Here is a 14,038-nt window from a genome sequence, read left to right on the forward strand (position 1 = left end):
CTTGCCGGTTCGGGGCCGGCGGTCACTTCTCCGGGTCGAGCACCACCGGCAGTTCCACGAGGCCGCGGAAGGCGGGGAAGGGGACTTCCATCCACGTCGGACCGGCCTCGGGAGCGGCCAGAGCGATCCCGGGGAACCGGCTGAACAGGCCGGTGAGGGCCAGCTGCATCTCCAGCCGCGCCAGCGGTGCGCCCAGGCAGTAGTGGCTGCCGTTGCCGAAGCCCAGATGGGCGCTCTGCGCGTTTCCCGGCCGCCGCACGTCGAACTCGTCCGGGGAGTCGAACTTCAGCGGGTCGCGGTTCGCCGAAAGCAGCGCGATCTGCACCAGGGCGCCCTTGGGGATCCGGGTGCCGCCGATCTCCACGTCCTCGGTCGCGTACCGGAACGTCGCGCTCTCCACCGAGCCGTCGTAGCGCACCAGCTCCTCCACCGCGGGGCCGACCAGCTCCGGATCCTCCTGCACGGCGCGCAGCTGTGCGGGATTGGCCAGGAAGTGGTACACGGCGTTGCCGATGAGGTAGGCGGTCGTCTTGTGGCCGGCGAACATCAGCAGGAACGCCGTCGAGACCAGCTCGTTCTCCGTGAGGCCGCCGTCCTTGTCCTGGGCCGCGGCGAGCGCGCTGAGCAGGTCCTCGCCGGGGTGCTCGCGTTTGCGCGCGATGAGCTCGGTGAAGTAGGCGTGCAGGTCCTCCTCCGCCTTCTGCTGCGCCTGCTTGGACTCCTTGCTGAAGCCCGTCTGCGCCACCGTGGTGGACAGGCGCTGCATGTGGGCCCGCTCCTCGGGCGGCACGCCGAGCAGTTCGCAGATCACGGTGATCGGCAGCGGGAACGCGAACGCCGGCAGCAGGTCCAGTGGTTCGCCGGTGGGGCAGGCGTCGAGCAGCCGGTCGACGATGTCCTGGATCTTCGGCCTCAGCGCCTCGACGCGGCGCGGGGTGAACTCGGAGTTGACGAGTTTGCGCAGCCGGGTGTGTTTGGGCGCGTCGGCGTTGAGCATGTTGTCGTCCAGCGAGACCGACGAGTCGCCGAAGATTCTCCGATAGGCGTCCATGGCGCCGTACATGTCCTTGCTCAGCCGGGGGTCGGACAGTGCGGCCCGGGCGTCCTCGTACCGTGTGATCAGGTACGTTTCGACGCCGTGCGGCGGCTTCATCGGGCAGACGGGCGCCGTGTCCCGGAGGGCGGCGTAGACCGGGTGCGGGTTGCGCCGGAAGTCGGCGGTGCACTGCTCGGCTGCGGTGACGGGGTCCTGCGTGGTGGTCACGGACGGCTCCTGAGGTCGAAGAGGGCCTCGGCGTTGCCACCGAGGATGAGCTGCTGGGACGCCTTGTCCACGGGCAGCTTCTCGATCATGCGGATGAGGTCCTCCAGCGGCGCGGACAACGGCGGCGAGTCGCTGCCGAACAGCATCCGCTCGGGTCCGAGAACCTCCGCGTTCAGGCTCAGGTGCGCCGGGCTGAACGGGCTGGTGTCGACGTACATGCGCTGCAGGGCCGCAGCGGGGTCGGCCGACGGCCGGAGGGAGGGCGGCGCGGCGGGGGCCGGCCGGCCGGGTGCGGCCCCCGGCGCGGCGGAGGCGGCGGCGGGCGGCGCGCCGCCGCCCCAGTGCCGGGGGGTCGCCGCCGTCTGCAGGCGCTCCGGCAGCAGCGCCATCGCGCCGCCGCCGGTCGCGCCGATCAGCCGCAGATCCGGGTACTTGTCCAGCCATCCCGCGAACGCGATCATGGCCATGCCCAGGGTGACGTCGCCGAACCGGCCGATCTGCTCGACGAAGCCGATGGTGTCCACCTTCTCCGTGCCGGCCGGTTCGGCCGGTGCGTGCACCAGGACCGGGACTCCCGCCTCCGCGGCCAGCGCGAAGAAGGAGTCCGCCCGCGGCGAGCCGAGCAGCTCGCCGTGGACGCTGGACGTGGTGATCAGGCCGACGAACGCGGGATCCGCCAGGGTCTCCCGCACCCCTTCCAGGTGATCGTCGTCGCCGAACGGGTTGGCGTAGACGTACCCGCGCAACTGGTCCGGGAACTGGGAGATCAGACCCGACATCCAGGCGTGGAAACCACGCAGCCGGTCGCGCGGCTGCTTGTAGTTGTCCACGCCCGGGACCCGCGCCATCGCGCCGGCGCCCACCGGGCTGCCGATGATGGTGAGGTCGATCCCGGCCTCGGCGCGGGCCGCGAGCATGCCGTCGACGTCGGTCAGGCTCGGGGGCATGGGGAAGCGTCTGGCCGCCTCCGGCGGGGACAGATGTCCGTGGATGTCGATGATCATGTGTGGGTTCCCGGTTCCGGTGTGACTGCGCGGGTCACCGCGGCGCAGTCCTCGTCGCCGAGCCCCTGCTCGGTGGCACGGGCGTGGGTCTGTGCGGCTGCGGCGGTGAGCGGAAGGTGCAGGCCTGCCGCGGCCGCCTGCTCCGTAGCGAGCATGAGGTCCTTCGCCATCAGGCGCAGCCGGAAGTCCGGCTCGTCGAACCGTCCGGTGGCCAGGCGCCGCGACTTGAACGACATGACCGGCGAGGCGAAGCCGCTGCCCGCGATCGTCCTGAGGACCAGCCGCTTGTCGAGGCCGCAGGCGGCCGCCAGTTCCGCGGCCTCGGCCATGGCCTGCACCTCTATCCCCATGAGGAGATTGAGGAGCAGCTTCATCCGCATGCCGGAACCGAGTGCGCCCAGATGGACGACCTCCTTGCCCAGCATCTCGAGCAGCGGCCGGCCGGCGGTGAAGACCCGCTCCTCGCCGCCGACGAACAGCCGCAGTTCGCCGTCGCGGGCGTGGTCGCGGTTGCCGAGCATGCCGACGTCCATGACGGAGGGCACGTCCCCGGCGAGCCGGACGACCTCCTCGGGAGCGACGGTGCTGGCGCAGATCAGCGCGCCGGGGTAGGTGCCCCGGGCCAGGACGCCGTCCGGGCCGCGCAGCACGGTTTTGAGGGCGTCGCCGTCGGCGACCGTGCAGATGACGGCGCTCGTGCCCTCGGCGGCTTCGCTGGGGCGGCCGGCGGCGACGGCACCGGCCCGGGCGAGCGGCTCGGCCCGCTCCGGGGTGCGGTTCCAGACCCGCACTTGTACACCTTGTGCGAGCAGACGTGAGGCCAGGCCGGAGCCCATGGTGCCGAGGCCGAGGACGGCGACGGGGCCGGAGGCGTTGATGGTGGGCGTCATGACTTCTCCTCCACGGTCTCCTTGACGACCCGGAACCGCAGCGACTGCGTCGAGTCGACCCAGTTGCGGAGCGGAGCCACCAGTGCCTGGTGGTCCTCGCTCTGCTGCCAGGCGAAGAATTGTTCGGGGGTCTCCCACTCGCTGGTGATCACCCACTGTCGGGAGCCGTCGACCGGCTCTCCCAGTCGTTCGACGATGTGCCCGGGGGTACGAGCGACGGATTTCCGCATCTGCTCGTACATCTCCAGGAATCCTTGCTCGCCGCCCTCGATCACACGGACCGCGAAAACCACGGACAGCCTTTCGGCCGTCTGGCCGTTCTGAACAGTGCCCATGTCTCCTCCTGATGGTGAGATCCGGTAGGACACGCTTTCCAAGGACTCATGGGCTCAGTGACGACGCAACTCCAATGGGTGCACGGCCCAGTCGCGAGAAGGGCCGTGCCCTGCGGCCTAGCCCGTCCGGGTGACTTCCCAAGAGGCCCTCGGCGAGGCGGATTCGAGCGAATGAACGAAGACGTGAAGCCGCGAAGGCGCGGACCGGTCGGCAGTGCGCCGGCGTCCGGTCCGGGGGGCTGCGGGTCGGTTCCGGGGAGATCTGCGGGACATCCCCCATGAACGGCGTGTGCGCCGTCGGCAGCATGCGGGGCATGACCTCTCTCCCCCGACGTTCCCTGGTGGTTTCCGTCGCCGCGGCTGCCGCGGGACGTGCCGCCGCCCAGGGTCCGGCCGGTCACGGCCGGCCGGGCCGAACGGCTCTCCCGCCCCTCGACACCCGTGCGCTGCGCGCCGCGATCTCCGATCTGTCGCACCCACCGGCCACTTCCGCGCAACGTCGGGTCGCGCGCGCGGACGACCGCTGGTACGGCAGTTCCGGGGTGGCGGAAATCGGCAGTGGGCGCCGTGCCCGCCCGCACGACGCCTTCCGTGCGGGCAGCGTCACCAAGGCGTTCGTGGCGACCGTCGCGCTGCAACTGTGGGCGCGTGGCCGCGTCCGGCTCTCCTCGCCGATCGGGCGGTACCTGCCGGGTCTTCTCCCGCCGGCCTTCGCCCGCCGCATCACCGTGACACAACTCCTCAACCACACCAGCGGGTTGCCCGACCACCGCGGCGTGCCCGGCCTCGGCACACCCGAGGCGGTCCTGCGGCACCGCTTCGACCGGTGGACACCGAAGGAGTGGGTCGAGACGGTGACACACGCGCCGCTCAAGTTCCGCCCGGCACCAGGCAGGAATACCGCGGCATCAACTACGTGCTGCTCGCCCTGCTCGTCGAGGAGCTGACCGGACAGTCCTACGCGCAGGCGATCGCGTCCCACGTCCTGCGCCCGCTCGGCCTGGAGGCGACCCGGGTCCCCGGGGACGACCCGTACCTCCGCGGTCCGCAGGTGCACGGCTATCTGCGGATGTCCGACGGATCGCTGGAGGACATCACCGTCCACCACCAGTCCGCCGCCTGGGGCGAGGGCGATCTGGTCTCGAGCGTCGACGACCTCTTCCGCTTCCAGCAGGCGCTGTTCTCCGGCGCGCTGCTGCCGCCGCGCGCGATGGAGTGGCTGTTCACCCTGCCTCCGAGGAACGTGCGCATGCTCGACGGCAGCGCCGCGCGGTACAGCCTGGGCCTGCAGAAGGCGACCGTGAACGGCGTGACGTTCTGGGAGAAGACGGGTGAGACGTACGGCTACCGCACCCGGATGTTCGCCACGCGTGACCGCGGGACCGGCTTCGTGCTCGTCTACACGCCCACTCCCCTGCGCGCGAGCGACGACATGACTCAGCGGGTCGTGCCCCTGCTGGCCACGGGGCCGGGCAGCGCCGATTACCGGTAGTGCCCGTGCCTCCGGCAGGATGAGTGCCCATGACCGAGATCCGCACTCCCCGCCTCCTCCTGCGTCGCTGGCACGACGACGACCTCGCCCCGATGGCGGACATCAACGCCGACCCGCAGGTCATGCGGTGGGTCGACGACGGCTCGGTGCTCGGGCTGGAGCGCACGGCCGACGACATCGAGCAATGGGAGGAGGAGTGGGACGAGGAGGGCTTCGGTCTCTTCGCCGTCGAACTGCTGGCCTCCGGCGAACTCGCCGGTTTCACGGGGCTGTCGGTGCCCGCGTTCCTGCCCGAGGTGCTGCCCGCCGTGGCGATCAGCTGGCGGTTCGGCTCACAGTTCTGGGGGCAGGGCTACGCGTCCGAAGCCGCCCACGCCACCCTGGAGTTCGCGCTCCAGGACCGCGGCCTCGACCGTGTCGTCGGCATCAGCCGGGTCGGCGACGAGGCCTCCGAGAACGTCATCCGCAAGCTGGGCATGGCGCTCGAGCGCGAGACGGCGCACCCGGAGTACGGCTTTCCGCTCAACGTCCACAGCATCGATCTCACCGAGTTCCAGGCTTGAAGCGGCCGGGCCGCCGGTTGTTGTCCGGGCGGTAGCCGGCCGCTGGGGCGTCGGCTGTCGGGCGCCGCGTGTCAGGCGTTGGGGTCGAAGGGGATGCCGGCCGGCATGGCCTCTTGGAGGTGGTGGGCGAAGCTGCCGTCCTTGAGACCGAAGTGGGCGCTGCCGAAGTCGGCCTGGCTCAGCTTGTCGCGCAGGCCCGCGGGGTAGCCGTTCCAGCCGACGAGGTCGGGAAACTGCCATCCGTGGTAATGGTTCTCCGGCGGCTCGTCATTCGAGTTCGCGGGGCGGAAGCAGTGCGTGCCCAGACCGTCCTTGTGATAGACGACCTTGGGGTGGGTCCCGTCCCAGCGGATCTGGTCGCGGTTGTAGACGTTGAAGTCGCCGTGCGCGGAAGTGGCCACGTACCGGGCCTCGTTGTTCTGCACCCACACCACGACATGCTCCCAGTCGTGGCGGTGTCCGCCGAGGCCGCTGCCCCACACGGCCTGGTCCTTCTCGAAGTAGAGCCCGTACATGATCGCGCACCAGCCGTTGTTGCACTTGGACCGCGCGTAACCGTTGGTGTTGCCGAGGTCCCATGCGTCGTGGCAACTGCCGTTGACCGCACCGGAGGTCTTCAGGCCGGGGGCTACGGTTCCGTCGGCGCCGATGGCGGGGGTCGGATAGCAGCCGTCCGTGTCGTAGTCGTAGGCCGGCTGGAACGTCTGCTCCAGTCCGTCCGCGTTGGCGGGCAGGGCTGAGGGCGGGGCGGCGAGAGCGATGCCGGGAGTGGCGACCACCAGCGCGACGGCGCTGACGAGGACGAGCGAGGCCTTGCGGATCCGGGCTCCGGTTTTCACTGCTTCCTCCAGGTCGCGCCAGACGGCACCGTTGTGTGGGGGCACACGGGTGTGGGGGTACACGATTCGATTGACATGCCCAAATCAGCTTCATCGAATCGCGTGGACGCGTGGAGGGTCGCCGGTGTCACCGCGATGACGGGTCGGCCAACACAGGCGGGGCGGCGATCAGGAGCGCATACGAGGAGCGCTGCCCGGGGCCGGGTGTGGCGTGCAACTGTCCGAAATCCGATGTTCGTTGCGGCGCCGACCGGGTTAGCGTGCGATTTCAGCTCGTGAACTGGGGGGAACAGCATGGCGGCTCGGCCTGTCGTTGATCTGCAGCAGCTCGGTGCGGATTTCGTTCGTGATCCCTATCCCGTCTATGCCGGGCTCCGTGCCGAGGGACCGGTGCACCGCGTGCGTGACGCCGACGGCGAGGAGTTGTGGCTCGTCGTCGGCCACGAGGCGTGCCGCGCCGCCTTCACCGACCCGCGGCTGAGCCGGGACTGGATCAGGTCCGGGGACATCAGCCAGATCGTGAACACCGAACAGGACCAGCCCGCTCTCGCGCACATGCTGATGTCGGACCCGCCGGACCACACCCGGCTGCGGCGGCTGGTGGCGAAGGAGTTCACACCGCGTCGCATAGAGGCCCTGGCACCCCGGATCCAGCAGATCGCGGACGGGTTGCTGGAGGAGATGGTGGCGTCAGGGAAGCGACAGGCCGATCTGATCGCGTCGTTCGCGTTCCCGCTGCCCATGACGGTCATCTGCGAGCTGCTCGGTGTACCGGAGCTGGACAGGGACGCCTTTCGCAGCTGGTCCAACGAGATGGTCGCGCGCACCAGCCCCGAGGCGGAGGCGCTGGCCTACCAGGAGATGCCGGCGTATCTCGCCGAACTGATCGCCGCGAAGCGGGCGGACCCGGGTGAGGATCTGCTCAGCGCGATGATCCACACCGTCGACGCGGGCGGTGACCGGCTCTCGCCGGACGAGCTGATCGGCATGTCCGTCCTGCTGCTCATCGCCGGACACGAGACCACCGTCAACCTGATCGGCAACGGTATGCGGGCGCTGTTCGCGCACCCGGACCAACTGGCCGATCTGCGGGCCGACTTCGGTCTGCTCGACGGGGCGATCGAGGAGATGCTCCGCTACGACGGGCCGGTGGAGACCTGCACGGAACGTCTGGCGCTGGAGGATGTGGAGATGGGCGGGGTGACCGTCCCCGCGGGCTCCACGGTGCTGATCGCCATGGCGGACGCCGACCGTGACCCGGAGCGCTTTAAGGAGCCGGACCGTTTCGACATCCGCCGCGATGCCCGCGGGCACATCGCCTTCGGTCATGGTCTGCACTACTGCCTGGGCGCCCCGTTGGCGCGGCTGGAGGGTCGGATCGCGCTGCGGTCACTGCTGGAACGCTGTCCGGACCTGGCGTTGGACGCGGACCCGGCGACGCTGCGGTGGATGCCGGGGCTGCTGATCAGGGGTGTGCGGGAGCTGCCTGTTCGGTGGTGACCCGGCGGCCGGGCCGGCGGGTGCCGGCCCGGCGTCGGTGGTCCTGGGGGCGTGGCCGTGGGGGCTCACGCGACGGCGGCGGCCATCCGCCGGACCGCGTCCGTGATCAGGCGCGACGACGTCGCCAGATTGAGCCGGACGTGTCCGGCGCCGCCGGTGCCGAAAGGGACGCCGGAGGTGAGGGCCACTTTGCCACGTTCGAGGAAGACGGCGGCGGGGTCGTCGCCGAGCCCCAGGCGCCGGCAGTCGAGCCACGCCAGGTAGGTGGCCTCGGCAGGCCGGTAGGAGATGTCGGGCAGGTGCTCCGCCAGGAGCCCGGCGAGCAGCCGGCGGTTGGCGTCGAGTCCGGTAAGGACGGCGTCGAGCCAGCCGGTCGCCTCGCGCAGCGCGGCGGTGTGGGCGATGACGCCGAGGTGGCTGGGACCGTGGCTGACCTCTTCCGGCATCCGGGCGAGATCCTGGGCCGCGGCGGGGCCGGCGACGGCGAGGGCGGCCTTGAGGCCGGCGAGGTTCCATGCCTTCGAGGCCGACACGAGCGAGAAGGCGCTGTCGGCGCCGGGCACGCTCAGATACGGCACGTACGTGGTGGCCGGGGCGACGACCGGGGCGTGGATCTCGTCCGCCACGACGCGTACGCCGTACTGTTCGGCGAGCGCGGCGACGGCCGACAGTTCGGCGGCGGTGTGGACGGTGCCGGTCGGGTTGTGCGGGCTGCACAGCAGATAGGCGGCGCGCCGTCCGCCGGTGGTGACCTGCCGGAAGGTGTCCTCGAGAACGGTGAGGTCGATGCGCAGGTCCGCTCCGAGCGGCGCCTGCACGACACGCCGGTCCATGTGGCCGACGAACGCGTAGAACGGCGGATAGACGGGGCTGTTGACGACAACGGCGTCGCCCGGGCCGCTGAGCAGTTTCAGGACCTCGACGATGCCGAGCATCACGTCGGGGACGATCGCCGTGCGCTCCACGGCGAGCCCGTGCCAGTTCCATCTCTTGGCCGCGAACGCGGCGAGCGCTTCGGCGTATGCGGTCCCGGCCGGGTATCCGGTGTCGCCGAGCGCGACCGCGTCGGTGATCGCCGCGGCGATCGGCCCGGCCAGCGGTACGTCCATCTCGGCCACCCACAGCGGCAGGACGTCCGGCGCGTAGGTGCGCCATTTCATACTGGTGCGCCTGCGGAGCTGGTCCAGACAGAGGCGTTCCAGGGGGTTGGCCGTGGTGGCGTCCGTGTCCTGCTCGTCGGTGTTCACAGTGCGAAAGATAGGGGCACCGGCCGGGTGCGTCAGCCGGTGCGCCGCGTGGTGGACGGTGAGCTGGAGGTCTGGGGGGTGTTGCGGAAGCAGCGCCGCCCGCCCGGAGGGCGGGGCGGGACTCTCGCACCACGCCCTAAGACCGTGTCCTACATGGTCAGTTTGAGGAACCGCTTGTAGCAGCAGAGGGCGGATGCCAGTCCGAGAAAGGCCAGGTAGTTGCCTGGTTTCCGCTCGTAGCGGTGGTTGAGACGGCGGTATCCGGTCAGCCAGGACATGGTGCGTTCGATGACCCACCTGCGTCGGCCGAGTCGCTCGCTGGAGTCGATGCCCTTGCGGGCGATGCGGACGCCGATGTGTTTGCCCCATAGCCATCGCCGCAGGTGAGGGATGTCGTACGCCTTGTCTGCATGGAGGCGCACGGGTTTGGAGTCGGCCGCGTGGGATTCGTGTCCCATGTGGAAATGGGACAGCATCGGCTTCAGGGCGAGCTGTCGTGAGTGTTGGCCGCGGAGAGCCCGACCCGTAGGGGCAGTCCATTCACGTCGGACAGGACATGCATCTTGGAACCGGGCTTACCTCGGTCCACGGGGCTCGGACCTGCAAGTTCGCCCCCGTTACCGTTTTCCTGGCCCCGCAATGGGGTTCCCGGTCTCCGGGTCCGGCATGACTTGCGCCCCTTGTCGATCGTGATCGAAAAAGTGGTGTCACCGGGCCTGGAGGCATTGGCAGACCGCTGATCAGGGGCATGTCCGCTCGCGTTGCTCGTCGGGGTGAAGCAGGCCTTCGTAACGTGGATGCCGGCACGCTGATGCCGCAGAAGGGGCCGGGAGGAGTCTGCTGGGGAGGGGTAATGAGCGAAGCAGGTGAGATCGATGTCTACCTCGGTCTGGACGTCGGCAAGGGCGAGCATCACGGCACCGCACTGACTCCGGCGGGCAAGAAAGTGTTCGACAAGCCGCTGCCCAACAGTGAACCGCGGTTGCGTGAGCTGTTCGAGAAACTGCAGAGCAGACACGGATCGGTGCTGGTCGTGGTGGACCAGCCGGCCTCGATCGGCGCTTTGCCGCTGGCCGTGGCTCGCGACGCCGGCTGTCGTGTCGCCTATCTGCCAGGGCTGACAATGCGGCGGATCGCCGACCTCTACCCGGGCGAGTCGAAGACCGACGCCCGTGACGCCGCGATCATCGCTGATGCCGCCCGCACCATGCCGCACACCCTCCGGGACCTGGCACCGGACGACGAAACCGTTGCCGAGCTGACCATGCTCGTGGGCTTCGACGACGACCTGGCCGGCGAAATTACCCGCACCAAGAACCGGTTGCGCGGGCTGCTGACCCAGATCCACCCCTCACTCGAGCGGGTCCTGGGTCCTCGCCTCGATCACCCGGCGGTCCTGTTCCTGCTCGAACGCTATTGCTCACCAGCACAGTTACGGAAAGCCGGCAGGCGACGACTGGCATCCATGCTGCGGCCCAAGGCGCCTCGCATGACCGAGCGTCTCGTCGAGGACATCTTCGACGCGCTCGACGAACAGACCGTCATCGTGCCCGGCACAGACGCTGCGGCGCTGATCCTCCCCAGTCTCGCCTCTTCGCTGACCGCCGTGCTCAACCAACGCCAACTCCTGGCCGGCAGGATCGAAGAACTGCTGGATGCGCACCCTCTTTCGCAGGTCCTGACCTCCATGCCCGGCATCGGGGTCAGGACCGCAGCCCGCATCCTCATCGACGTCGGTGACGGCAGCAGTTTCGCCACCGCAGGCCACCTGGCCGCCTACGCCGGACTCGCACCCGCCACCCGCAGATCCGGCTCGTCCATCCGCGGCGAGCACCCCTCCAGGCGAGGCAACAAACAGCTCAAGCGAGCCTTCTACCTCGCCGCCTTCGCCTCGCTGTCCCAGCCCGACTCCCGCGCCTACTACGACCGCAAGCGACGAGAGGGAAAGCACCACGTCGCCGCGATCGTCTGCCTTGCCCGGCGTCGGATCGACGTCCTCTTCGCCATGCTCCGGGACGGCACCTTCTACGAACCGCCCAAGATCGCTACCGCTTGACGAAACCATAGGGCACTTTTTAGCCCTCACGTGGGCTGAATCGAGGACCGCACGAGACAGGTCGACCAGGTCCTGCTCGTCCAGGAGCCGGAGAACCTTCTGATGCAGTCGGCCCCAGACTCCGGCACGAGACCAGATGGCGAAGCGACGGTGCACGGTCGACTTCGACGCTCCGAAGCACGGCGGCAACGCCCGCCAGGCGCAGCCGCTGACCAGAACGTAGATGATCGCGGCAAATACCGCCTCATCATCGATGTTCGCGACCCCACCGCCCTGCGGACGCACCCGCGCCGGCGGCAGCAACGGCCTTGCCGACTCCCACAAGCCGTCCCGAACGATCCATCCCCACCGTCCACTCCCCATGACCAACACAACCGCCAACTGACCATGTAGGACACGGTCTTAGTAGTCGATGGTGACGTAGTCGATGTCGGTGAACTCGACCTGGAGGCCCTCGGCGCGGCGGCCGTGGTCCTTGAAGTAGATGTCCTGGAGGCCTTCCGCCGCGATCTCGCGCAGTTGTTGTTCTTCGGCGCCGGCGGCCTGGGCGGTGAACAGGCGGGCCGCGTACTGGGGGGGCAGGTGCTGGGTGATGCGGCGGACGCGGCTGTCGTCGGTGGTTCCGGGGGCGGCGGTGAAGCCGAAGCGGGCGCGGGTCTCGATGACGAGGCCGCCGGTTGTCGCGGCCTGTTGCCTCGCGCGTTCGCGGACCCTGGGCTGCCAGCGTCTGCGGACCTCGTCGGTGAGGCGGGCGGCGAGGTCGGGGCGGGGGCGTTTGAACTGGCCTGTGAGGTAGCGCTCGACGGTGCGCTGGGAGATGCCGAGGAGACCGGCCACCGCGCGGGTGCTGCCTTTGGCCTGGTGGACGAGGAAGCGCATCTGGGCGCGGGCGGTCTTGGGGACCGGCCGGGTGAAGGTGGCTGCCGCCGCCTCCTCGAGGCTGCCCTGGACGGTGTCCATCGCGGTCGGCCTACTCTCCCTCGTCGGCGGCATCGTGTAGGGTCTCGCCGCTCGTGACACGCCGGCTGGCATTGAAGCGCGCCTTCTTCTGACGATTCCCGCATGTGTTCATGTCGCACCATCTGCGGGTGCGACTTCGACTGGTGTCGAAGAAGGCGGCTTGACAGGTTGGCGATGCGCACAAGGCCAACCTTCCGTCTCGTTCGCCTGCGATGACGCTGATCGCGTCGGCGGCGATCACGCTGAGGGCATCTTCCACGCAGGAAGCCGAGCTGAGCCGCCATCGCCGCTTGCCCTCGGGCGTCAGGATCGCCGCTGCCCGACCCTGAGCGCTGCAGTCATTGATGACCTGGACAGCGGACGCAGGGAGAGCGCCCTGGGTCGCGGCCGCTGTTGCGGCGGCGTGAATCGACTCCCGCAGTTCTCGGGCAAGTTCGAGCTGGGCGGTCGTGCAGGAGTCCACGGCGAGGCCGTACACCGCCAGCCAGTCGACGAGTCGGTGCGGCGTGGGGATGCGCTCCACAGCGTCGCCATGACGCTCCGACAGAGTCCCCGTGAAGCTGGTCGCCAGCACGGTACCGAGGCGAAAGTCAGGGAAGCCACCACTCATGGAACCACCTTAGCTGGTTGCACTCAGACATGAAGGCATAGTAGAACCGCCATAGCCGGTTCACGGTAGGTCGTAGCCGGTTCCGCGATGGCCAGGAGGTCTCATGCCCCGTCCAACCAGCGACGTGCAAGCATTTGAAGCCCGCGCAACTGACACTGACCTCGACGATCTGCGCGTGCGACTGGCCGCAGCGCGGCTGCCGGAGGCCGAGACGGTCCATCGCGCCGCGCCCGGCCCTCGCCGATGGGGGCAGGGCGTTCCTCTCACCGACCTCGTTGATGCCGTGAACTACTGGCGCACCGAGTACAACTGGCGGTCTTTCGAGGAGCGCATCAACCGAATCGGCCAGTTCCGCACGACCATTGACGATCTGGGAATCCACTTCCTGCACCGCCGATCCGCGCGTGCAGACGCCACTCCTCTGATCATGACTCACGGCTGGCCAGGCAGCATCGCCGAGTTCATCGATGTAGTGGACGAGCTGGCGGATCCGAAGGGTGCGGACGCGCCGGCGTTCCACGTCGTAGCCCCGTCGCTGCCAGGCTTTGGTTACAGCGACAAGCCGGCCACCACCGGGTGGGGAACCGAAAAGATCGCGGCCGCATGGGTGGATCTGATGGGAAGGCTCGGCTACAGCAAGTTCGTAGCCCACGGCGGCGACTGGGGAGGGAATATCACCACGGTTCTCGGCGGCAGGTTCCCCACGCACGTTCTCGGCATCCACACATTGTTCGCGGAGGCGCCGCCCGGGTTGACAACGGACGGGCTGACGGCGGTCGAGCGCAAATGGACCGAGGAAACCCGAGATTTCTGGCGCCACCGCGCGGCGTACGCGAAGCAGCAGGCGACCCGACCGCAGACCATCGGCTACTCGCTCGTCGACTCACCGGTCGGGCTTCTTGCCTGGATCCTCGACAAGTTCGCCGAGTGGTCAGACACCGAAGACAGCCCGTTCGAGACGATTTCCCGAGACCGCATTCTCGACGACGTCACCCTGTACTGGCTAACGCGGACCGGTGCATCAGCGGCCCGTATTTACTACGAAAGCCACAATTCGCTGGACCCCGAACTACGGGTCGACGTCCCGTCAGCAATCACCATGTATCCCCGCGACATCGAGAAGTGTCCGCGCGCCTGGGCGCAGGAGCGGTACCGACAGATCGTCCGATGGAGGTCGCCCGAAAACGGGGGGCACTTCCCGTCGCTGGAGGTCCCTGAGTTTTTCGTCAAGGACCTGCAAGAAGGCCTCGCGGCAGTGCTGGCCGCCAATCGGTGAAC

General features: G+C 69.0%; 12 protein-coding genes and 3 pseudogenes. 5 read left to right on the forward strand and 10 right to left on the reverse strand.

Translation table 11 applies throughout. The features are described from left to right. Positions 1–22: 22 nt before the first annotated feature. The 4 genes from ACIQ7Q_RS25220 to ACIQ7Q_RS25235 are packed head-to-tail and all read right to left on the reverse strand — an operon-like array spanning position 23 to position 3,493. Positions 23–1,264 carry a cytochrome P450 gene (locus ACIQ7Q_RS25220; protein WP_403866297.1) on the reverse strand — a complete coding sequence of 414 codons (1,242 nt, stop codon included), beginning with the start codon at positions 1,262–1,264 and terminating at the stop codon, positions 23–25. Then, positions 1,261–2,268 (reverse strand): amidohydrolase family protein, encoded by a 1,008-nt coding sequence (locus tag ACIQ7Q_RS25225; protein WP_403866300.1) that lies wholly within the window; start codon positions 2,266–2,268, stop codon positions 1,261–1,263. The genes ACIQ7Q_RS25220 and ACIQ7Q_RS25225 overlap by 4 nt, the downstream gene beginning before the upstream one ends. After that, positions 2,265–3,158, reverse strand: a complete 894-nt coding sequence (locus ACIQ7Q_RS25230) for an NAD(P)-dependent oxidoreductase (RefSeq protein WP_403866303.1) — start codon at positions 3,156–3,158, stop codon at positions 2,265–2,267. The genes ACIQ7Q_RS25225 and ACIQ7Q_RS25230 overlap by 4 nt, the downstream gene beginning before the upstream one ends. Next, entirely contained in the window at positions 3,155–3,493 is a 339-nt protein-coding gene (locus ACIQ7Q_RS25235; RefSeq protein WP_403866306.1) for an antibiotic biosynthesis monooxygenase family protein, read from the reverse strand. The genes ACIQ7Q_RS25230 and ACIQ7Q_RS25235 overlap by 4 nt, the downstream gene beginning before the upstream one ends. A 314-nt stretch (positions 3,494–3,807) precedes the next feature. Between ACIQ7Q_RS25235 and ACIQ7Q_RS25240 the strand changes: the two are divergent. Both ACIQ7Q_RS25240 and ACIQ7Q_RS25245 read left to right on the forward strand, forming a co-directional pair. Continuing rightward, a pseudogene (locus ACIQ7Q_RS25240) lies at positions 3,808–4,985 on the forward strand (serine hydrolase domain-containing protein). Between the two features lie 29 nt (positions 4,986–5,014). Next, complete coding sequence (locus tag ACIQ7Q_RS25245; protein ID WP_403866309.1) at positions 5,015–5,548, forward strand: GNAT family N-acetyltransferase; 534 nt, start codon at positions 5,015–5,017, stop codon at positions 5,546–5,548. A 71-nt stretch (positions 5,549–5,619) separates the two neighbouring features. Here ACIQ7Q_RS25245 and ACIQ7Q_RS25250 read toward each other — a convergent pair whose 3' ends face one another. Then, positions 5,620–6,387 carry an NPP1 family protein gene (locus ACIQ7Q_RS25250; RefSeq protein ID WP_403866312.1) on the reverse strand — a complete coding sequence of 256 codons (768 nt, stop codon included), beginning with the start codon at positions 6,385–6,387 and terminating at the stop codon, positions 5,620–5,622. Between the two features lie 294 nt (positions 6,388–6,681). Here ACIQ7Q_RS25250 and ACIQ7Q_RS25255 point away from each other — a divergent pair, with 294 nt between their 5' ends. Then, a complete protein-coding gene (locus ACIQ7Q_RS25255; protein ID WP_403866315.1) occupies positions 6,682–7,887 on the forward strand; it encodes a cytochrome P450 in 1,206 nt (401 codons plus the stop codon). Positions 7,888–7,952: 65 nt separating this feature from the next. On the opposite strand, the gene ACIQ7Q_RS25260 is transcribed toward ACIQ7Q_RS25255, so the two are convergent. Together ACIQ7Q_RS25260 and ACIQ7Q_RS25265 are read right to left on the reverse strand one after the other, a co-directional pair. Continuing rightward, complete coding sequence (locus ACIQ7Q_RS25260) at positions 7,953–9,134, reverse strand: MalY/PatB family protein (protein ID WP_403866319.1); 1,182 nt, start codon at positions 9,132–9,134, stop codon at positions 7,953–7,955. Positions 9,135–9,283: 149 nt separating this feature from the next. Next, positions 9,284–9,750 (reverse strand): annotated as a pseudogene (locus ACIQ7Q_RS25265) (IS5 family transposase); the annotation flags it as partial. Positions 9,751–9,987: 237 nt separating this feature from the next. On the opposite strand from ACIQ7Q_RS25265, the gene ACIQ7Q_RS25270 reads away from it, so the two are divergent. Continuing rightward, positions 9,988–11,190 (forward strand): IS110 family transposase, encoded by a 1,203-nt coding sequence (locus ACIQ7Q_RS25270; protein ID WP_403866322.1) that lies wholly within the window; start codon positions 9,988–9,990, stop codon positions 11,188–11,190. Between the two features lie 114 nt (positions 11,191–11,304). Here ACIQ7Q_RS25270 and ACIQ7Q_RS25275 read toward each other — a convergent pair. The 3 genes and pseudogenes from ACIQ7Q_RS25275 to ACIQ7Q_RS25285 form a co-directional block, all read right to left on the reverse strand. Then, positions 11,305–11,553 (reverse strand): annotated as a pseudogene (locus ACIQ7Q_RS25275) (transposase); the annotation flags it as partial. A gap of 39 nt (positions 11,554–11,592) precedes the next feature. Then, on the reverse strand, positions 11,593–12,150 hold the full coding sequence (tpg, locus tag ACIQ7Q_RS25280) for a telomere-protecting terminal protein Tpg (RefSeq protein ID WP_403866325.1): 558 nt from the start codon (positions 12,148–12,150) through the stop codon (positions 11,593–11,595). 10 nt (positions 12,151–12,160) lie between these two features. Then, positions 12,161–12,760, reverse strand: a complete 600-nt coding sequence (locus ACIQ7Q_RS25285; protein ID WP_403866328.1) for a CGNR zinc finger domain-containing protein — start codon at positions 12,758–12,760, stop codon at positions 12,161–12,163. 103 nt (positions 12,761–12,863) lie between these two features. Here ACIQ7Q_RS25285 and ACIQ7Q_RS25290 point away from each other — a divergent pair, with 103 nt between their 5' ends. Beyond that, on the forward strand, positions 12,864–14,036 hold the full coding sequence (locus ACIQ7Q_RS25290) for an epoxide hydrolase family protein (RefSeq protein WP_403866331.1): 1,173 nt from the start codon (positions 12,864–12,866) through the stop codon (positions 14,034–14,036). The last annotated feature ends 2 nt before the right edge of the window (positions 14,037–14,038 follow it).

This window comes from Streptomyces sp. NPDC096176 (assembly GCF_044763255.1).
GTDB lineage: Bacteria > Actinomycetota > Actinomycetes > Streptomycetales > Streptomycetaceae > Streptomyces.